Here is a 20,478-nt window from a genome sequence, read left to right as displayed (position 1 = left end):
GGTTCACAGGAGAACATCATGCAACGCTTCGAAGGAAAGACGGTCCTCGTCACGGGCGGCAACAGCGGCATCGGCCTGGCGGCCGCCAACGCATTCGCGGCAGAAGGTGCGCGCGTCATCATCACCGGGCGCGATGCGCAGACGCTCGAGGCCGCGCGGCAAACGCTCGGCGAGGGCGCGCTCGCGATCCGCAACGAGGCCGGCAGCGTCGCATCGGCCCGCGCGCTGGCCGATGCGATCGCGTCGGCGGGGGCGCGGCTCGACGCCGTGTTCATCAACGCGGGCGTCGCGAAACTCGCGCCGTTCGCCGACAGCGACGAGGCCATGTGGGATCTCGTGTTCAACACCAACGTGAAGGGCGCGTATTTCCAGATCCAGTCGCTGGTGCCGCTGCTGAACCGCGGCGCGTCGATCGTGATCAACGGCTCGATCAATGCGCATATCGGGATGCCCGGCTCGTCGGTGTATGCGGCGAGCAAGGCGGCCGTCAATTCGTTCGCGAAGACGCTGTCGACGGAACTGCTGCCGCACGGCGTGCGCGTGAACGTCGTGAGCCCGGGGCCCGTGCAGACGCCGCTCTACGGCAAGCTCGGGCTCGATGCGGCGACGCTCGACGAGACGGCCGAGAAGATCAAGGGCCTCGTCCCGGTCGGCCGGTTCGGCACGCCGGCGGAAATCGCGTCGACGGTGCTGCACCTCAGCGCGCCGGAATCCGCGTTCATCGTCGGCGCTGAGATCATCGCATCGGGCGGAATGGGGCTGCTCTGACCGGCGAGGCCGGCGGGGACGGCAAGCGGCCGGCGCAGTGCCGGCCGAACGCGCCCCGCCACCCGCCGGCCGCAGGCGAACGAAGCCCGTGCGCCGCTCCTACTGCGCCGCACAGGCGCCGCGCCTGTCGCCGCCGGCTTCGAGTTGCGTCACCGTGAGCCCGGAAAACGTCGCGCGGCCCTGCTCGGCGAACACGGCGACGCGGTCCGCGTCGAGCGGCGGAAAAATCAGGTCGGTGATCGCCACGCGGCCGCCGTTCGCGAACACTTCGACCGAGCCGCGATCGACGACGATCTCGAGCCGCAACCGCCCGTGCTCGAGCGGCAGGTTCACGATGTGTTCGCGGCTGAACGTGTCGGCGAAATTCGCTTCGCCGGACCGGGCGCGATCGAGCGTCAGCGTGCGCTTCGCCGTGTCGTACACGATCCGGGTGCCGATCGAGCCATCCGCCGAGCGCCGGACGACCAGGCCCGCACGTGCCGCGTGCTGCGGCGCGATCGTGACCGTGATGCGCTGGACGGTGCCGCGCGTCGCGGCCGACAGCGCGCGTGTCGTGGAGTCGACCGTGAGGTCGCCTTCATGCACGGCGGGCCTGCCGTCCGCCCATGCATCGAATGCGGCGGCCGGCGCGACGACGAGCGTCGGCTCGCCGTCGATCGTTTTCAGCGACAGTTCGCGCGGCAGGGTCGTCGCGCCACGCCACGGTGTGGTCGGCACTTTCGCCGCGTAATCCCAGTTGCTCATCCACGCGATCGCGACCGGCCGTGAGCCGGGCGCGCCCGAGAAGGTGCCCGCTGCGTAGAAGTCCGCGCCATGGTCGACCCAGTGGAATTGCGCGGGATCGGAGCCGGCCGGTGCAATGCGATCCGGCGTAAACGTCCTGCCGTCGAAGTTGCCGACGAAGTACATGGCGCCGGAGCCGCCCGCGATCGACCACGGGTTGACGTTGACGATCATGACCCACCTGATTTGCCTGGGGTCGCCGTCGAGCGGCAGCGGCACGAGGTCGGGCATTTCCCACAGCGCGCCGTCGTGCGGCACGCCGGGCCGCGTGAAGTCGCTCAGGAAACGCCAGTGGATCAGGTCGTCCGAGCGATAGAGCTTCACGACGTGCGCGTCGGCGACGACCGTCGTCATCAGCCAGTAGCCGCCCGGCGCATACCACGACACTTTCGGATCGCGAAATTGCTTCGATTCCGGGTCGAGCGTCAGCACCGGATTGTGCGCATACGGTTGCCAGGTCGCGCCCTGATCGAGGCTGTACGCGAGCGACTGCGCCTGGACGCCCGGCGCATGACCGGAGCCTGCCTTGTACACGCTCGTATAAAGCGCGACGAGCGGCGTGTGGCCCGGCGTGCCCAGGCCGGACGTGTTGAGCGTATCGGCGACGATCGAGCCGGAGAAGATCTCCTCCGTCGCGTTCGCGCGCATCGCGACCGGCTGCTCGTGCCAATGGACGAGATCGGTGCTCGTCGCGTGGCCCCACGACATGTTGCCCCAGTCGTTGCCGACTGGATTGTATTGATAGAACAGGTGATAGCGGCCGTTGTCGTAGACGAGCCCGTTCGGGTCGTTCATCCAGTTGCGCTGCGGCGTGTAGTGGAGCGCGGGCCGCCATTGCGGCGTGCCGTTGTCGGCCGGTGTGTTGCAAGGCGCGGCGGCGACCTGGGTGCAGGCCGCGCAGGCCATGCAGGCGAGCAGCATCCGGGCGATCCGGACGGAAAAGCGAAAAGACGTCGATATCATGCGGGGTCCCGTGCTCCGCCGTGCAAAGCGGGAAAGGAGGGCGCATGCCGCTTTCAACGGCGGTGCGCGCCATGGATGGAAGGAAAAAAGAGGAGGCGCCCACGCGACACGCGCGACAGGCGCCTCACTAACCCCGTGCCTTTGCCAGCGATTTTTATTGTTGGTTATCCTGATTTCACTGGCTGTTGCCGTCGTTGTGACCGGCGCCCGTCGCCGGCAGGTTCGACGGGATGTCGCCGTAGCCGCCGAGCCCGCCGCGCCCGTAGGCGCGATCGACCGCCGTCGACGTGCCGTTGATGTTGACCTTCACCGTCGGCGCGAGCGTGCCGCCGCGGCGCGGGCCGATCGCATCGATGAACGACTCGACGAGCCCGCCCGGCATCACGTAATGCGAATACGACTGGAATTCGCGCGGGTTCTGGTTCGGATCCTGCGAATACGGTGCGCCGGCCGGTGCGGAGAAGTCGGTCGGGTTGCCGAGCACGAGGCCGCTGCCGCCGTTCAGCGGCAGGAAGTCGCTGCGGATGCCGTTGCCGACGAAGCCGTACACGCCGTCCGGCCCGTCGACGCCGGCCGCCATCGTCGTGCGGTGGCTGATCGTGAACAGGTAGTACTTGCCGTCCTTCAGGTAGATCTGCGGGCGCTCGGTCTGGTCGTCGACGCAGTTCGCCGACAGGATCGGCGGCAGGAACTTCCACTCGGTCAGTTGCGGATTCGTCGCGATCGCCAGGCCGACATTGGCCTTTTGATACACTGCGCCCGAATTCATCACCGCGTTGAGATCTTCCTTGTACGGATCGTTCGGCGCGTAACCGAGATCGGCTTCGGTGCAGGTGCGCGCGCCGCGCTGGCCGCCCGTGTTGCCCTCGAACACCATATAGGTCTTGCCCGGGTGCGCGGGATCGGTGAACACGAACGGATCGCGGAACGAGAAGTAGGTGTTCTGCTGGCCGGTCTGGTAGTAGTTGCCGTCCGGTTGCAGCAGCGCCTTGTGATCGTCGAAGCCGCTGAACCACACGTGCTTGTCGTCGGCGTGGATGTGGCCGTCGGCGCGTGTGATGATCGCCTGCGGCGGCGTGATGTCGGCGCCGCCGGGTGCCGAGCGGTTGAACGACGTCGCGGTGTAGTAGAGGCTGACGTTGTCGCCCTGCGTGAGGCGCGCCGAGCCCGACCATTCCGCGTTGTTGGTCATCGGCGCGGTGCCGAACACCTTGGCGCTGGCGCCGTCGGGGAACAGGTGGCCGCCCCAGGTCCAGCCGCCGTTCGCGGGGCGCTGCGACGCAGGGATGCCCGCGCGACGGTAGAAGAAGCCGATGCGCGCATGGACGTGACGGTCGTCGAACGTGTAGCCCGCATGCGGATCGGCGGTGAGCGAGAAGATCACCTCCCAGCCCTTGTAGCTGAGCTGGTTCGCGCGCAGGTCGGCCAGCGGCCACGTGTCCCACACCCACACGTTCGAGTTGATCAGCGGGAAATCCTGCGGGATGTCCGGCATCGTCAGCGCTTGCGGCAGCGAGTTCTTGTCGGCGCCGGCGGTGTGCGACTGCGCGACGATCTGGCGGATGTCCGCGCGGGTCCAGCGCATCGTGAAGTTGCCCTCGGGGTCGTATGCCTGCTGCGTATGCGGCGTGGGCGCGGGGGCGCCGGCGGTCTGCGCATGCGAAGCGGACGCGAAGGCGGCCACTGCGGCGCCGGCGAACAGCAAACGTTTGGCCGCAGTCGTGCGGCAAAAAGGAAAGTATGTCATCTCAGTGTTGTTTCCATTGACGTGAAAAGGAACTGCTGAAGGTGGCATCGATGTCCAAACCGGTTTGGATGCTATTTCAAACCGGTTTGGACGTCAAAAGATAATTATTTGACGGTAATCACTACCGAGCGGAAACAATTGCCGGAAATTGGCATGCCGCGCGGCACTTGGAGTGCGAGGAACGACGGTGAAGGTGAATCTGAAGGCGCTATCGGATGCGCTCGGGCTGTCGCGGACGACGGTCAGCCGCGCGCTGAACGGTTACGACGACGTCAGCGAGGCGACGCGCGAGCGCGTGGCGCGGGCTGCCCGCGAAATGGGCTATGTGGCGGATCCGACCGCGCGCCGCCTGGCGACCGGGCGCGCGGACGTGATCGGGATCGTCTATCCGTTCGGCGCCGGCGATCTCGGCGATCCGCGTTTCGCCGAGGTCGTCGCGGGCCTCACCGAGCGGCTCGCGGAACGCAATCTCGATTTCATCATCGCGTCGGCGCGACCGAACGCGGAACTGGACACCTATCGGCGCATCGTCGACGGCAAACTCGTCGACGGCCTGATCGTTGCGCGGACGCTGGTTGACGATCCGCGCATCGCGTACCTGCAGGCAAGCGCGTTTCCGTACGTGGCCTATGGCCGGACGCAGGCAGCCGAGCCGTATGCGTGGTTCGATTTCGACAACGAGGCCGGCGCGCGGGATGCGGTGCGCCGGCTGACGGGTTTCGGGCACCGGCGCATTGCGATGATCAGCGCGCCGCTTGCACTGAATTTTGCCGCGCAGCGCCGGGCGGGCTATCTGTCGGCGCTGCGCGAAGCCGGTATCGAACCGGATCCGGCGCTGCTGGTCGAGTGCCCGTTTACGCACGACGGCGGGCTGCAGGCGGTGCGGGCGCTGCTCGCGCGCACCGAGCGGCCGACGGCGCTGCTGGTCGACAACAATATCGCGGGCGGCGGCGCGTTCCGGGCGCTGGTGGACAGCGGGCTGCGCCTGGGCGAGGACATGTCGCTGATCGTCTACGACGGTGTGCCGCCGGACATCGCGCAGCCGCATCGCGTGACGGCGGTCGTGCAACCGACCGGTCACGCGTCGGGGCGTGCGCTGGCGGAACTGATGCTCCGGCTGCTGGGCGATGGCGTGCGCGAGCATCGGCTCGCGGCGCCGGCAATCGAGGCGGGTGACACGGATGGTCCGTTGCGCGGCCAGCCGACGCGGTGAAGGCAGGGCGCGAGCGCCTGCGGACGCTGGCGGATCGCGCTCCTCCAAAAAGGCCATGACGACGGCAGGGGCGATTGCCTGTTTACTAGACGACCGGTCTAATCCAGGGCTATCATCCGTCGTCACGAATGCAGTGACGTCCGCGGCACAGGCAACAACCACGCGAAAATGCCGTTTCGCGCGGCGATGCAGGTGGTGTAGCGAGACGTCGTCGTTTTATTTCGAATTGTTCTAGACGACTGGTCTAATAGGCGCATGTCGAATTCGGATACGCGGGTCGCACGTTGACGCGTCACGGCTGACTAACCGACAGGCGTGCCGCGCCGACCGGCCGGATTGTCCGGTTGCGCGGCCCCGTTCCCATCCATTTTTCGAAGGAGTGTCCGATCATGAAGATTCTGGTTGTCCTGACCTCGCACGACACGCTCGGCGACACCGGCAAGAAGACCGGCTTCTGGCTCGAGGAACTGGCCGCGCCGTACTACACGTTCAAGGATGCGGGCGTCGAACTGACGCTTGTGTCGCCGAAGGGCGGCCAGCCGCCGCTCGACCCGAAAAGCAACGACCCGGCCGCCCAGACCGACGCGACGCGCCGCTTCGACGCCGATGCGGCAGCCAAGGCCGCCCTTGCTTCGACGCTGAAGCTGGCCGACGTGTCGGTGGACGATTACGACGCCGTGTTCTACCCGGGCGGCCATGGCCCGCTGTGGGATCTCGCCGAGGATCTGCATTCGATCGGCCTGATCGAGCGCGCGCTGGCGGCCGGCAAGCCGGTCGCGGCTGTCTGCCACGCGCCGGGCGTGCTGCGACACGTGAAGAACCCGCAGACCGGCGAATCGGTCGTGCGCGGCAAGCGCGTGACGGGCTTCACCAACAGCGAGGAAGCGGCCGTCGAACTGACGGAAGTCGTGCCGTTCCTCGTCGAGGACATGCTGAAGACCAACGGTGCGCAATTCGAGCGCAGCGCCGACTGGGCGCCGCATGTCGTCACCGACGGGCTGCTGATCACGGGGCAGAACCCCGCATCGTCGGAGCCTGCCGCCGAGGCGCTGCTCGCGCAGCTCGGCCGCCGTTGAGCCGATGGCGCCGGCCGGGCCGGCGCCATACCGTATCCGTCGCCGGGTGCAGGCCGCCCGGCGACGGCCCGAATCGTTCCGTCGTGCGCACTGCACGACGCGTTTCCAGTCGTTTTGCAGAACCAAGCAAAGGAGCCGTGGATGTCTGCCCTGTTCGAACCGTTCAAACTCAAGGATGTCACGCTGCGCAACCGCATCGCGGTGCCGCCGATGTGCCAGTACGTCGCCGAGGACGGCGTCGTCAACGACTGGCATCACGTGCATCTGGCCGGCATCGCGCGCGGCGGTGCGGGCCTCGTGATCGCCGAGGCGACGGCCGTGTCGCCGGAAGGGCGCATCACGCCGGGCTGCGCGGGGTTGTGGACCGATGCGCAGGCCGAAGCGTTCGCGCCGTCGGTCGCGGCGATCAAGGCGGCCGGCGCGGTGCCCGGCATCCAGATCGCGCACGCGGGCCGCAAGGCGAGCGCGAACCGCCCGTGGGAAGGCGACGATCATATCGCCGATGGCGATCCGCGCGGCTGGCAGACCATCGCGCCGTCCGCGGTGCCGTTCGGCGCGCATCTGCCGAAGACGCCGCGCGCGATGACGCGCGACGACATCGCCCGCGTGCAGGCCGACTTCGTTGCGTCGGCGAAGCGCGCGCGCGACCTGGGCTTCGAATGGCTCGAACTGCACTTCGCGCACGGCTATCTCGGCCAGAGCTTCTTCTCGGTACATGCGAACCAGCGCGACGACGAATACGGCGGTTCGGCCGAGAACCGCGGCCGCTTCCTCGTCGAAACGCTGGCGGCCGTCCGCAAGGTGTGGCCGGAGCATCTGCCGCTGACCGCGCGTTTCGGCGTGATCGAATACGACGGCCGCGACGAAGAGACGCTCGCCGAGTCGATCGCGCTCACGCAGCGGCTGAAGCAGGAAGGGCTCGACATGCTGAGCGTGTCGGTCGGGTTCTCGACGCCCGACGCGCAGATTCCGTGGGGGCCGGCGTTCCTCGCGCCGGTCGCCGAGCGCGTGCGCCGCGAGGCCGGGCTGCCGGTGTCGTCCGCGTGGGGGATCGACACGCCGCAACTGGCGAACCGCGTGGTGGCGGAAGAACAGCTCGATCTCGTGATGGTCGGCCGCGCGCATCTGGCCGACCCGCACTGGCCGTACTACGCGGCCAAGCAGCTCGGCGTCGAGCGTCCGTCGTGGACGCTGCCCGCGCCGTATGCGCACTGGCTCGAGCGCTACCGGAGCGCCGACAAGGTGGCCTGAGCGGGCATGGCGCAGGGGCGGCGCGCGCATGACATGCGCCGCCGATGCGGCGCCGATGGATAGAATGGCGGTTCGTGCAGGCCGGTGGCCTGCGCGCCCCGCCATTTTTTCATTTCGACAGAGGTGCCATGGGCGCACATGTCCCGTCGTCTCACGATCCCGCCGCGCGGCCGCGCGCGCAGCAGGTTGCCCGCGTCGTGCTGTATGCGGCGCTGCTGGTGATCGCGCTGTGGGTGATCCGCGATTTCATTCCTGCCATCGCCTGGGCCTGCGTGATCGCCATCGCGATGTGGCCGATGCTGAAGCGCTTCGAATCGCACCGGCTGTTCCGCAATCGCCCGACGCTCATCGCGCTCGTCATCACGGCGGCGATCTCGTTGCTGGTCGTGCTGCCGGTGGCCGTCGCGGCGACCCAGGCGATCGGGCAGGCGCATGACCTGCGCGAGTGGCTGCGCACGATCCAGGACAGCGGCATCCCGGTGCCGGACGTGATCGGCCGGCTGCCTTACGGCGCGACGCAGGTCACCGAATGGTGGCAGGCCAACCTCGGCCATCCGCTGCATGCGGCCAGCGCGATGCACGGCGTCAACAGCGAGAAATTCCTCGCGTTCGGCCGGCAGTTCGGCACGAAGCTCGCGCATGCGCTGCTCGAATTCGGCTTCATGCTCGTCACGCTATTCGTGATCCTGCGCGCCGGCCACAAGCTGTCGGGAGCGTTGCTGCAGGGCGCGCGGCGCGCGTTCGGGCGCAACGGCGCGGAACTGATCGAGCGGATGGTCGCGGCCGTGTTCGGCACGGTGACGGGGCTCGTCGTCGTCGGGCTCGGCGAGGGCGCGCTGCTCGGCGTCGCGTATGCGCTGGCCGGCGTCCCGCATGCGGCGCTGCTCGGCCTCGTCACGGCGATCGCCGCGATGCTGCCGTTCTGCGCGCCGATCGTGTTCTGCGGCGCGGCGCTCTGGCTGTTCGTGCAGGGGGCGACCATGTGGGCCGTCGCGGTGGCCGTGCTTGGCTTCGTCGTCGTGTTCGTCGCCGAGCACTTCGTGCGGCCGGTGCTGATCGGCAGCTCCGCGCGGCTGCCGTTCCTGCTCGTGCTGTTCGGCATCCTCGGCGGCGCCGAGACGTTCGGCCTGATCGGGCTGTTCGTCGGCCCCGCGCTGATGACGGTGCTGACGATGCTGTGGGCCGAATGGATTGCATGACGATGCGTGCCGAGGCGCCGGCGTGAAGCGGCGGCGCGGAGGCGCGTGCAAGCGCGCATCGGTCGCAGCAACGCGCGACGATCAGGCTTGCGCCGGGGGCTGCAATGCAGGGATTGGGATAAAGATCTCTACATTTCTTTTCGATCCGGACCCAAAGGTCGAGTAGCATGGGGCTTTCGATCACGCCGGCATGGCGCAGCAGATTTTCCCAAGCATGCGATTGATTACGATGTCCCGTCCCGCAGCGACGCTGTCCCTGGCCGCCAGCTGCCTGATGTTGCACGGTTGCGCGTGGTTCGACTCGTGGCTGCCGTTCTCGTATTCGCGCACGCCGCTCGCGAGGGCCGCGTCGCGGCACGGCGCGACGCGCGCCGATGTCGTCCGCGCCGGCGGCAATCCGCGCAGCGTATGGATGGTCCGCAACGGCAGCGGCGTCTGCTACAACTACTTCATCGAGCACGGCAACGATCACCGCGAGTATTTCGTCGTGTTCGACAGGGCCGGCGTCGTCACGCAATACGGCTTCGATTCCTGCATGAACGCCGACCGCAAGGGCACGCTCCAGCCGGGCAAGGCCGCGTCGCGCTAGCGCGGCGGCCGTGCCCGCCCGCCGTCACGCGATCGTGTCGACCACGCCGCCGTCCACCCGCAATGCGGCGCCCGTCGTCGCTGAAGCGAGCGGCGAGCACACGTAGACGACCAGGTTCGCGACTTCCTCGGGTGTCGCGGGCCGCTGGATGATCGAGCTCGAGCGATGGTTGCGCACGAAATCCACGGCCACGTCTTCGACGCTGCGGCCGGTTTCGTCGGCCGTTTCCTTCAGCAGCGCCCGCACGCCGTCCGACATCGTCGGCCCCGGCAGCACCGAGTTGACGGTCACGCGGGTGCCGGCCGCGAGCTTCGCGAGGCCGCGCGCGATCGACAGTTGGGCTGTCTTCGTGAACCCGTAATGAATCATGTCGACCGGGATGTTCAGGCCCGACTCCGACGAAATGAACACGACGCGCCCGGCGTTGCGTTCGATCATCCCCTTCAGGTAATGCCGCGCGAGGCGCACGCCGGACATCACGTTCATCTGGAAATAATGTTCCCATTCGGTGTCGTCGATGTCGAAGAACGCCTTCAGGCCGTAGATGCCCGCGTTGTTGACGAGGATGTCGGCCGCGGGCGTGTGCTGCGTGATGCGCGCGACGCCGGCGGCATCGGACAGGTCGGCCGCGATGCCGTCGAAGTCCGCATCGGGGACGGTGGCGCGCAGGTGTGCGAGCGCGGACTGCACCGACGCATCGCTGCGGCCGTTGACGACGACGCGCGCGCCGGCGCGCGCGAGCCCTTCGGCAATCGCGAGCCCGATGCCGGCGGTGGAAGCGGTGACGACCGCGGTCTTGCCTTTCAGATCGATATGCATGAGCGTGACGGGAGAGAAGTGAACAGGAACCGCTGCGGGTGCCGCGGCGGGCGGAATTCAAAGCTTAGGCGAAATGGCGCGATCCGGTGTCGACGCCGCGGTCCGGCGATCCGGCGATCCGGCGGTCCGGCGATCCGGTTGCGCGGCGCCGCACAGTCTTGTACGGTGAGCGTTCGCCGTCCGAACCGGGAGCCCGCTGCGTGAGCCGTACCGCCAATCGATCCGTCGACCCGTCGCCGTTCTGGCGGGATGCCGCGCTGCCGTTCATCGAGGCGCGCACCGTCGACGACGGCCGCGCGATCTGCTATGCGAAGCACACGCACGACACGTTTTCGGTGGGCGCGATCGTCGGCGGCACGAGCACCTACCTGAACGGCGCGACGAACGAGCACGTCGGGCGCGGCGTGCTGGTGATCATCGATCCGGAACAGGTGCATGCGTGCAACCCGTATGGCCCCGACGCATGGGCGTACCGGATGGTCTATGTCGACGTGCCGTGGCTCGCGCGGCTGCAGCATTCGCTGGGCCGCGATCCGAACAGCGATTTTCACGGTTTTTCGCCGAAGTTGACCGAGCGGCGCGACCTGTTCGCGCAATTTGGCGGCTTCTACCGCACGCTCGTCGCGCCCGGCATCGATCCGCTCGGCAAGGAGAGCGCGGCGGTCGAGTTCTTCACGGCGCTGCACGGCGCGCTCGATCGCGAGCTGCCCGGCCCGCGCGCCGCGGATGACAACGCCAAACTCGCGCGCGCGGCCGACTACATCGGCGCGCATTGCCGCGAGAGCGTCACGCTCGAGGCAATCTGTGCGGCGGCCGATCTGTCGCCGTCGTACCTGATCCGTGCGTTCAATGCACGCTACGGCATGACGCCGCATGCGTTCCTGATCGATCGCCGCGTGCAGTACGGCCGCACGGAGCTGCGCCGCGGCCGGCCGATCGCCGACGTCGCGCTCGACGCGGGTTTTGCCGATCAGGCACATTTCCAGCGCGCGTTCCGCCGGATCGCGGCCGCGACGCCCGGCCAGTACCGCAGCGCGACGGGCTGAACGGCGAGCACCATACGGCGAGTGCTATACGGCGAGCGCTATACGTCGAGCAGGAAGAGTGCGCTGCCCGCGAGCAGCAGCGCCATCAGCCGGTTGAACACGCGCATGCGCCGCGCGTTCGCGAGCCGGTGCCGCAGCGACGCGCCCGCATACGCCCAGCATGCGATCGACGCGAAACAGATCACGAGATACAGCGCCGCGAACTGCCAGACCTGCGCGCGGTCGCCGTCGGCCGCATACGCGCCCATCGCGGCCACGCACGCGAGCCACGCCTTCGGATTCAGCCACTGCATCGCCGCGCCGGCCGCCGCCGACGGCCCGGCCACGTCCGGGTCGGCCGACAGCCGGCCGTCATCGAGCGCGAGCCGCAGCGCCATATACAGCAGGAATGCGATCCCCGACCACTGCGTGGCGGTCGTCAGCACGGGCCAGCGCGCGAGCGCCGCGTGCAGCCCGAGGCCGATCAGCAGGAACAGCGCGACGAAGCCGAGCGTCGCGCCGGCCGCATAGCGCAGGCTCGCGCCGAGGCCGTGCCGTGCGCCGGCACTGAGCGCGACGATATTGACGGGGCCGGGGGTGATCGACGAGGCGAGCGCGAACGCGGCCATCGAAACCAGCATGCTCATTGGATGTCTCCATGCGAAAGGTCGAAAGTCGCATCGAGACTACGGGAGCCGCACCGGCGCGTATTGAAGAAAACTGCCCTCGGCGCGCGGCCGCCGTCAGTGCAAGGCGCGCGGCGCGTGCGCCGGCCGGGTTTCGTGCCTGTCGGCCGGGCGCAGCGGGCCGCCGGCGCAGGGTTGCGTCGATACCGAGAAACCGAACGTGTTGATGCCGCCCGAGCAGGCGACGAACACGCTGCCGCCGTGCATCTCGGCGACGGCCTTGACGATCGACAGCCCGAGCCCGTGGTTCTCCTTGCTGTTCGCGCGGGCTTCCTCGAGCCGGTAGAAGCGTTCGAACACGTGCGAGCGCCGGGCGGGGTCGATCGGCTCGCCGGGGTTCGCGACGGACATTTCGACCAGCGTGTCGCGGCGCACGATCGTCACGCTGACCGTCGCGCCGGGCGCCGAATGCTGGATCGCGTTGATCAGCAGGTTCGTCATCGCGCGGCGGAACAGCGACGGATCGACGGCCGCGCGCGCATCGCCGTGGAGCTCGGCGCGCAACTGCGCCTCGTCGAGCGGAATTTCGAGGAAGTCGAGCATGCGCCGCACTTCGTCCGCGAGCGATACATCCTTCAGGTCGGTCGCGCGTTCGCCGCGGTCGCTGCGCGACAGGAACAGCATGTCGTTGATGATCACGCGCAGCCGCTCGAATTCCTCGAGGTTCGACTGCAGCGTCTGCTGCATCCGGTCGACCGTGCGGTCGCGGCTGGTCAGCGCGACCTGGGTCTGGCCGATCAGGATGCTGATCGGCGTGCGCAGTTCGTGCGCGACGTCCGCATTGAACGCCTCGAGCCGCGCGTAGGTCTGCTGGATACGGTCGAGCGCGCCGTTGAACGATGTGGCGAGGTCGCGCAGCTCGGGCGGCAGCGCGTCGGTCTGCAGCCGCTGGCGGCGGTTCGCGAGGCTGATGGCCGAGGCGTCCTGCGACAGCCGGTCGAGCGGCGCGAGCCCGAAGCGGGCCACCGCGCGGCTCAGCAGCAGCGTGATGATGGTCGCGATCGTGATCAGCCCCGCGAGCGTCCAGCCGAAGCGGCGCAGCATCCGCTGCGTGCGCTCGCACGAGCTGGCGACGATCAGCTGCAGGGTCGGCCGCTCGCCGTTGCCGGCCACCGTGACGGTCTTCGTCATCACGTCGTAGGTGCTGTGGTTCAGCGCGTAGCGCTGGAAGGCGCCGAACGGCGCGCCGACGGGCACGCCGTCGACGGGCTTGCCGAAGCGGAAGTCCGGATTCGCGCTGTCGACCTGGTAGCGCGTCGAGCCGTCGGGCGGTTCGAGGTCCGCGAGTTTTTCCTGCATGAGGCGCCCGCGCTCGGACGTGACCGCATGCGACACGATCATCTCGGCGACCTTGGTGCGCGTATCGAGCGTCGCGCGCAGCTCGGCGAACAGCTGGCGTTCCATCATCACGAACAGCCCGCAGCCCACCAGCGTGAACACGAGCAGCGACACGATGCCGAACATCGCCGACAGCCGCAGGACGATCGAGCGTTTCATGCGGGCCTCTCGGTGTCGCCGTCCTCGCGCGCCTCGAGCACGTAGCCCATGCCGCGGATCGTATGCAGCAGCTTGTCCGTGAACGGGCCGTCGAGTTTCGCGCGCAGGCGCTTGATCGCCGTTTCGACGACGTTCGCGTTGCTGTCGAAGTTCACGTCCCACACGAGTTCGGCGATGGTCGTCTTCGACAGCACCTCGCCGCTGCGCCGCGCGAGCACGCCGAGCAGCTGGAATTCCTGCGCGGTCAGGTCGAGCCGGGTGCCGTCGCGGGTCGCGCGGCGGCCGATCAGGTCGACCCGCAGGTCGCCGATCGAGATCAGCGTCGATTCCTGCACGCGCGCGCGTCGCGTCAGCGCGCGCAGCCGTTCGATCAGTTCGAGGAACGAGAACGGCTTGGTCAGGTAATCGTCGGCACCGCCGCGCAACCCCCGCACGCGATCGTCGACGCGGTCGCGCGCGGTCAGCATGATGACGGGCGTCTGCTTCTGCGCACGCAACGCGCGCAGCACGCCGAAGCCGTCCAGCTTCGGCAGCATCACGTCGAGCACGACCACGTCGTAGTCGAATTCGACGGCCTTCCACGCGCCGTCCTCGCCGTCGAGCGCGGTGTCGACGACCCAGCCTTCCTCGGTCAGGCCGCTCTTCAGGTATTCAACGACTTTCGGTTCGTCTTCGACGATCAGGACTTTCATATTCGAATCCGTTGTCCGGGTAATCCGGTTAAGGGCGCGGCTGCGCCGGCGCTGCCGTGGCGACCTCGGCCGGTGCCGGGCGGCCCGCAGCAGGGCCGTCCCAGCCGCCGCCCAGCGCCTTCGCGAGAAACACGACGAGTGCAGCGCGCTGGCCCTGGATCTGCACGGCCTGCCGCTCGCTCGTCAGCAACTGCTGCTGGGCTGTCAGCACGTCGATGAACGGCGTCAGGCCGCCCGCGTAGCGATCCTGCGCGAGCGACACGAGCTTGCGCGCGTCGTCGACGGCCGCGGAGGCCTGCTGCGCGGCCTCGGCGAGCACCGACAATCCCGTGACCGCATTCTGCACCTCCTGGAACGCGGTGAGGACGGTCTGCCGGTAGCTGGCCTGCGCGGCGACATAGCCGGCCTGCGCGAAATCGACGCCGGCCTTCAGCTTGCCGCCTTCGAACAGCGGCTGGCTGAGCGACCCGCCGATCGACCACAGCAGCGCCGGCACGGTGAACAGGCCCGCGAAGCGCGTCGCGTCCCAGCCGATATCGGGCGACAGCATGATGCGCGGGAAATACGCGGCGCGCGCGACGCCGATCTGCGCATTGGCGGCGGCCATCGCGCGCTCGGCCGACGCGACGTCGGGGCGCCGCTGCAGCACGTCGCTCGGCAGGCCGGTCGGCAGCGCCGGCGCGTTGATGGGCACGACGCGCGGCGCGATCGAGAAGGCGGGGGCCGGCGTGCCGACCAGCGTCGCGATCGCGGTTTCGACCTGCACGCGCTGCTGGAGCAGCAACTGCGCCTGCGTGCGCGTCGCGTCGAGCTGCGCGCGCTGCTGCAGCAGGTCGAGGCCCGACACCGCGCCGAGGTCATGGCGCGCGCTCACGTAGTCGAGCGCCTTCTGCTGCAGGTCGATCGAGCGCTTGACGACATCGATCTCGGAATCGAATTCGCGCAGCGCGAAATAGCTCGACGCGAGATCGGCGGTCAGCACCAGGCGCGCGTTCGCGAAATCGTCCCCGGCCTGCTCGGTGGTCGCCTGCGCGGATTCGACGCTGCGCCGCACGCGGCCGAACAGGTCGAGCTCGTAGCTCACGGCCGCACCGACCTGGATGTCGTTCTGCACGGTCGACATGCTTTGCGTCGCGTAGTTGGTCTGCGGCCGGTCGGCGGAGATCTTGAAGCGCTGGCCGCTCGCGCTCAGGCCGACGGCCGGATACTGCGCCGAGGCGACCGACGCGAGCGTCGCCTTCGCCTGGTCGTAGCGCGCGGCGACGGCCTTCAGGTTCTGGTTGTTGCGCAGCGCGTCGGCTTCCAGCGCATCGAGCTGCGGATCGCCGAACGCGGTCCACCATGCCGGGTCGAGCGGCGCGCGGGCCGGCGCGGCCGGATGCCAGTACGCATCGGCCGGATCGAGCCGCCACGCGGCCGGCGTGTCGACCTCGGGCCGCTTGTAATCGGGGCCGACGGCGCAGCCGGCGAGCGCGGCGGCGAGCGCAACGGCGGCGGCGGCCGACGTCGCAGCGGCGGCGGGCCGCCGGCGGATGCGCATCGCGATCACGACTTCGCCTCCGCGGCGCCGGATGCCGGCTTCGCGACCGGCGCCGAGACGATCACCGGGTCGCCGTTTGCGAGCGCGTCGCTCGGGTTCGTGACGAGGCGGTCGTTCGGCGTGAGCGGGCCGTCGACTTCGAGCGTCTGCCCGATCGTGCGCACGACCGTCACCTGTTTCAGGCGCACCCGGCCATTGGCGTCGACGGTTGCGACCGTCGGGCCTTCGGCGCGGAACAGCAACGTATTGGCCGGCACCTGCAGGCGGCCGACCGGCGTCATCGGCAGCGTTGCCTGCACGTAGGCGCCGGGCAGCAGCCGCCCGTCCGGGTTCGGCAGCGTGATCTCGATCTGCAGCGAGCGCGTCGCGACGTCGATTGCCTCGGACGTGCGCGTGATCGTCCCGTCGAACGTCCGGCCCGGCAGCTCGGCCTGCGCGACGCTCACGTGCTGGCCGACCTTCACCTGCTGCGCGTACGCCTGCGGCACCTGCACGTAGAGGCGCAGCCGGTCGGCCTGCACGACCGTGAACAGCGCGCGGCCCGCGTTGCCGGAACTGACGAGATCGCCGACGTCGACGTTGCGCTGCGTGACGATCCCGTCGATCGGCGCGACGATCCGCTGGAAGCCTTTCAGCTCGGTGAGGCGGCGCATGTTCGCATCGGCCGCGGCGAGGTTCGCGGTGCCCTGGCTGAACGCGCCTTGCCGGTCGTCGAGTTCCTGCTGCGACACGGCATCGCGCTGGCGCAACTGCTGCGCGCGGTCGAACGACGTCTTCGCGAGCGCGAGTGCGGCTTGCGCCTGCTGGCGCTGCGCGGTGGCCTGCGCGAGTTCCTGGTTCAGCTCGGGCGTATCGAGTTCGGCGAGCGTCTGCCCCTGCTTCACGTGCGCGCCGATGTCGGCCTGCCAGCGCAGCACGTAGCCGCTTGCGCGCGCGTAGATCGGTGCTTCGACGAAGCCGCGCAGCGTGCCGGGCAGCGTCAGCTTGCCGCCGGTGGCCGCGTCGACCGGATGCGCGACGGTCACGTACTGGCGCGTGTTCTGCTCGGCAACCGTGTCGAGCCGGTTGCGGTTCAGCACGTTGACGAAGACCGTGCGCGCGGCGCCGGCGGCCAGCAGCACGCCGATCACGACCAGGACGATTTTCCCGCGTCGCGACACCGACGTGCGCGTCGGCAGATGCATGCCGTGTTCGTCCACCTGGATGCCGACGGAGCTGTGATGTTTCTCTTCCATGAATTCAACCAAATCAACCGGGTAGTGGGACGAAAGTCAGTGTCCGGCCTGGCGCGCGCGCCGGCGGGCCAGCCGAGCATGCACGCCGCCGAACACGAGCGGCACGAACAGCAGGGTCGACACGGTCGCGAACAGCAGCCCGCCGATCACAGCGCGGCCGAGCGGCGCGTTCTGCTCGGCACCTTCGCCGAGGCCGAGCGCCATCGGCACCATCCCGATGATCATCGCGAGCGCCGTCATCAGCACCGGCCGGATCCGCGTCGCGCCGGCCTCCAGCGCGGCCGTGAGCGGCGGCGCGCCGGCCGCGAGACGCTGGCGGGCGAACGACACGACCAGGATGCTGTTCGCGGTCGCGACGCCCACCGTCATGATCGCGCCCGTCAGCGCGGGCACGCTCAGGTGCGTGCCCGTGATGAACAGCATCCAGACGATGCCGGCGAGGGCGGCCGGCATCGCGCTGATGATGATCAGCGGGTCGAGCCACGACTGGAAATTGACGACGATCAGCAGGTAGACGAGCACGATCGCCATCGCGACGCCCGCGCCGAGGCCGATATACGACGTGCGCATCGTCTCGATCTGGCCGCGCATCGTCAGCTCGGTGCCGCGCGGCAGCGTCGCGCGCGCACCGGACACGATGCGGTCGATCTCGCCCGCGACCGCGCCGAGGTCGCGGCCTTCGACGCTCACGTACACGTCGATCGCCGGGCGGATGTTGTAGTGCGTGATCACGGCCGGGTTCGCGGTGCTGCGCACCTGCACGAGGTTGCCGAGCAGTTGCAGCGGCATGCCGGTGCGGCCGCTCGCCGAGATCGGCGTGCCGAGCAGATCGTCGACCGACGAGATGCTGTATTGCGGGGTCTGGATCTGCAGCGGGTACTGGACACCGGTGCGCGGGTTGATCCAGAACGACGGCGTCGTCTGCGAACTGCCGGACAGCGAGATCAGCATGTTCTGCGCGACGTTCTGCGCGGAGAGGTTGAGCTGCTGCATGCGCGTACGGTCCATGTCGGCCAGCAGGGTCGGCTCGTCGTTGCGTTGCAGCACGTGCACGTCGACGGCGCCGGGGATTTGCCTGAACTTTTTCATCAGGCTGCTCGCGATAGTCATGTTACTCGCGAGATCGTTGCCGAGCACCTGCACGTCGATCGCGGCCGGTTGGCCGAAGTTGAGGATCTGCGTGATGATGTCCGACGGCTGGAAGAAGAACTCGACGCCCGGGAAGCGTTCGGGCAGCAGCTTGCGCAGCGCCTGCACGTAATGCTGGGTCGCGCGGTGGCCGGGCTTCAGCGCGATCAGCAGCTCGCCGTCGAGCGTGCCGATCGTGCCGGCATTGCTGTACGACAGGTTGATGCCGCTCACCGGCAGGCCGAGGTTGTCGACGATCGCGCCGAGTTCGCCGGGCGGCACGGTTTCGCGGATCACGCGCTCGACCTGATCGGCGAGGCGCGCGGTTTCCTCGATCCGGTAGCCGGTCGGCGCGCGCATGTGCAGCCGGATGTTGCCCGAATCGGCATTCGGGAAGAAGTCGCGGCCCAGCACGAACACGAGGCCCGTCGACAGCACGCAGAAGCCGAGGAAGCACGTCGCGTAGAAGCGCCGGCGCACCAGCAGGATGCTGAGCAGCACGATGTACCACGCGCGCAGCCGCTCGAACGCCTCGTTGAACGCATGATGGATGCGCGCGAAGCGCGACTTCGCATGGTCGGGGCCGGTGCTCGCCTGCTGCGGGCGGAACAGCAGCATCGCGAGCGTCGGCACCAGCGTGCGCGACAGCACGTACGACGCGAGCATCGCGAACACGACGGCTTCCGCGAGCGGCACGAACAGGAAGCGCGCGACACCCGTCAGGAAGAACATCGGCACGAACACGATGCAGATGCACAGCGTCGACACGAACGCGGGCACCGCAATTTCGCCGGCGCCTTCGAGGATCGCGTCGTGCAGGTTCGTACCGAGATGAAGATGCCGCTCGATGTTCTCGATCGTGACGGTTGCGTCGTCGACCAGGATCCCGACCGCGAGCGCGAGCCCGCCGAGCGTCATGATGTTGATGGTCTCGCCGAGCGCGGACAGCGCGATCAGCGACGTGAAGATCGACAGCGGGATCGAGATCGCGATGATCAGCGTGCTGCGCCAGTTGCCGAGGAACAGCAGGATCATCATCGCGGTCAGCACGGCGGCGATCAGCGCCTCGTGGATCACGCCCTGGACGGCCGCGTCGACGAACACCGACTGGTCGAACAGCGGCGTGATCGTGAGCCCTTCGGGCAGTGTCGGGATCACTTTCGGCAGCAGCGCCTTCAGGTCCGACACGACCTTGAGCGTCGATGCATCGCCACTTTTCAGGATCGAGATGAGCACGCCGCGCTGGCCGTTCTGCCGCACGACGTTGGTCTGCGGCGCGAAGCCGTCGCGTACCGATGCCACTTCGCGCAGGTAGGTCGTCGCGCCGTTGACGGTCTGGACCGGCAGGTTGCTGATGTCGGCGATGGTGTCGGCCGACGCGTTCGTGTCGATCCGGTATTCGGTCTGGCCCATCTTCGCGGTGCCGGTCGGCAGCACGAGGTTCTGCGCGTTGACCGCATTGACGATGTCGGCGGGCGTGAGCCCCTTCGCGAGCAGCGCCTGCGGATCGAGGTCGATCGCGACCACCCGCGTGCGGCCGCCGTACGGGAACGGGATCTGCACGCCCGGCACCGTGATCAGTTGCGGGCGCAGGAAGTTGAGCGCGATGTCGGCGAGCGACTGTTCGCTGAGCGTCTTGCTCGACAGCCCGAGCTGGATCACCGGAATGCTCGACGCCGAATAGGTGATCACGAGCGGCGGCGTCGCGCCCTGCGGCATCTGCCGCACGATCGCCTGCGCGGACGAGACCGTCTGCGCGATCGCCGTCTGCACGTTCGCGCCCGGTTGCAGGAACACCTTCACGACCGCGATGCCGGGCAGCGACGTCGATTCGACGTGCTGGATGTTGTTGACGGTCGTCGTCAGGATCCGCTCATGCACGGACGTGATGCGGTTCGTCATCTCCGTCGCGGAGAAGCCGCCGTAATTCCAGATGACGCTGATCACGGGGATGTTGATCGCGGGCAGCACGTCGACCGGCGTGCGCATCAGCGCAAGCGGGGTGGCCAGCACGATCATGATGGCCATGACGATGAACGTGTAGGGGCGCTTGAGCGCGAGATTGACGATCCACATGGAGGCAGCGGGACAGGCGGTGATCAGGCGTCGGTAAAGGGAACCCGAATGATAGGCGTCGGCGTGGAACGGGTTACTGTCGCGAAACTGGCGGAATCGTCAGGTCGGGCGCGGCCGCCGGATGCCGATTCAGCAGAGGAAACGCCGTGCGGCGCGACGGCCGGAAAACGGCCGCGATACCGGACGGGCAG

General features: G+C 68.5%; 16 protein-coding genes. 7 read left to right on the top strand and 9 right to left on the bottom strand.

What is annotated here, in order from left to right; all coding sequences use genetic code 11:
* Nucleotides 1-18: 18 nt before the first annotated feature.
* A complete protein-coding gene (locus tag B7G54_RS03225) occupies nt 19-768 on the top strand; it encodes an SDR family oxidoreductase (RefSeq protein WP_085037958.1) in 750 nt (249 codons plus the stop codon).
* A 99-nt stretch (nt 769-867) separates the two neighbouring features.
* Here B7G54_RS03225 and B7G54_RS03220 read toward each other — a convergent pair whose 3' ends face one another.
* Together B7G54_RS03220 and B7G54_RS03215 are read right to left on the bottom strand one after the other, a co-directional pair.
* Nucleotides 868-2,514 (bottom strand): glycoside hydrolase family 32 protein, encoded by a 1,647-nt coding sequence (locus tag B7G54_RS03220; protein ID WP_085037715.1) that lies wholly within the window; start codon nt 2,512-2,514, stop codon nt 868-870.
* Nucleotides 2,515-2,689: 175 nt separating this feature from the next.
* Nucleotides 2,690-4,261: a glycoside hydrolase family 68 protein gene (locus B7G54_RS03215; RefSeq protein ID WP_085037714.1), complete on the bottom strand. Its 1,572-nt coding sequence runs from the start codon at nt 4,259-4,261 to the stop codon at nt 2,690-2,692.
* A gap of 172 nt (nt 4,262-4,433) precedes the next feature.
* On the opposite strand from B7G54_RS03215, the gene B7G54_RS03210 reads away from it, so the two are divergent.
* The 5 genes from B7G54_RS03210 (at nt 4,434) to B7G54_RS03190 (ending at nt 9,589) form a co-directional block, all read left to right on the top strand.
* Nucleotides 4,434-5,474, top strand: coding sequence for a substrate-binding domain-containing protein (locus tag B7G54_RS03210; protein WP_085037713.1), 1,041 nt, complete (start codon nt 4,434-4,436; stop codon nt 5,472-5,474).
* A gap of 389 nt (nt 5,475-5,863) precedes the next feature.
* Complete coding sequence (locus B7G54_RS03205; protein WP_085037712.1) at nt 5,864-6,550, top strand: type 1 glutamine amidotransferase domain-containing protein; 687 nt, start codon at nt 5,864-5,866, stop codon at nt 6,548-6,550.
* Nucleotides 6,551-6,691: 141 nt separating this feature from the next.
* The gene (locus tag B7G54_RS03200; protein WP_085037711.1) at nt 6,692-7,801 is read left to right on the top strand and encodes an NADH:flavin oxidoreductase/NADH oxidase; all 1,110 of its coding nucleotides are present in this window, start codon (nt 6,692-6,694) and stop codon (nt 7,799-7,801) included.
* A 128-nt stretch (nt 7,802-7,929) separates the two neighbouring features.
* Entirely contained in the window at nt 7,930-9,000 is a 1,071-nt protein-coding gene (locus B7G54_RS03195; RefSeq protein ID WP_085037710.1) for an AI-2E family transporter, read from the top strand.
* Between the two features lie 214 nt (nt 9,001-9,214).
* Nucleotides 9,215-9,589: a hypothetical protein gene (locus B7G54_RS03190; RefSeq protein ID WP_085037957.1), complete on the top strand. Its 375-nt coding sequence runs from the start codon at nt 9,215-9,217 to the stop codon at nt 9,587-9,589.
* Between the two features lie 24 nt (nt 9,590-9,613).
* Here B7G54_RS03190 and B7G54_RS03185 read toward each other — a convergent pair whose 3' ends face one another.
* Nucleotides 9,614-10,408: an SDR family NAD(P)-dependent oxidoreductase gene (locus B7G54_RS03185; protein WP_085037709.1), complete on the bottom strand. Its 795-nt coding sequence runs from the start codon at nt 10,406-10,408 to the stop codon at nt 9,614-9,616.
* A 200-nt stretch (nt 10,409-10,608) separates the two neighbouring features.
* Here B7G54_RS03185 and B7G54_RS03180 point away from each other — a divergent pair, with 200 nt between their 5' ends.
* Nucleotides 10,609-11,454 carry a helix-turn-helix transcriptional regulator gene (locus B7G54_RS03180; protein ID WP_085037956.1) on the top strand — a complete coding sequence of 282 codons (846 nt, stop codon included), beginning with the start codon at nt 10,609-10,611 and terminating at the stop codon, nt 11,452-11,454.
* A gap of 38 nt (nt 11,455-11,492) precedes the next feature.
* On the opposite strand, the gene B7G54_RS03175 is transcribed toward B7G54_RS03180, so the two are convergent.
* The 6 genes from B7G54_RS03175 to B7G54_RS03150 all read right to left on the bottom strand — a co-directional run bounded on the left by B7G54_RS03175 (nt 11,493) and on the right by B7G54_RS03150 (nt 20,287).
* Entirely contained in the window at nt 11,493-12,080 is a 588-nt protein-coding gene (locus tag B7G54_RS03175; RefSeq protein ID WP_085037708.1) for a LysE family translocator, read from the bottom strand.
* A 96-nt stretch (nt 12,081-12,176) separates the two neighbouring features.
* Nucleotides 12,177-13,616, bottom strand: a complete 1,440-nt coding sequence (locus B7G54_RS03170; protein ID WP_085037707.1) for a heavy metal sensor histidine kinase — start codon at nt 13,614-13,616, stop codon at nt 12,177-12,179.
* Entirely contained in the window at nt 13,613-14,308 is a 696-nt protein-coding gene (locus B7G54_RS03165; RefSeq protein WP_011355331.1) for a heavy metal response regulator transcription factor, read from the bottom strand. Before B7G54_RS03165 ends, B7G54_RS03170 begins: the two co-directional genes overlap by 4 nt.
* Nucleotides 14,309-14,336: 28 nt before the next feature.
* Nucleotides 14,337-15,848 carry an efflux transporter outer membrane subunit gene (locus tag B7G54_RS03160; RefSeq protein ID WP_085037955.1) on the bottom strand — a complete coding sequence of 504 codons (1,512 nt, stop codon included), beginning with the start codon at nt 15,846-15,848 and terminating at the stop codon, nt 14,337-14,339.
* A 5-nt stretch (nt 15,849-15,853) separates the two neighbouring features.
* Complete coding sequence (locus B7G54_RS03155; protein WP_085037706.1) at nt 15,854-17,083, bottom strand: efflux RND transporter periplasmic adaptor subunit; 1,230 nt, start codon at nt 17,081-17,083, stop codon at nt 15,854-15,856.
* Nucleotides 17,084-17,119: 36 nt separating this feature from the next.
* Nucleotides 17,120-20,287 carry an efflux RND transporter permease subunit gene (locus B7G54_RS03150; protein WP_085037705.1) on the bottom strand — a complete coding sequence of 1,056 codons (3,168 nt, stop codon included), beginning with the start codon at nt 20,285-20,287 and terminating at the stop codon, nt 17,120-17,122.
* Nucleotides 20,288-20,478 lie beyond the last annotated feature (191 nt).

This window comes from Burkholderia puraquae (assembly GCF_002099195.1).
Classification (GTDB): domain Bacteria; phylum Pseudomonadota; class Gammaproteobacteria; order Burkholderiales; family Burkholderiaceae; genus Burkholderia; species Burkholderia puraquae.
The sequence above is the reverse complement of the archived record's forward strand: the minus strand, read 5'-3'. Positions and strand labels throughout refer to the sequence as shown.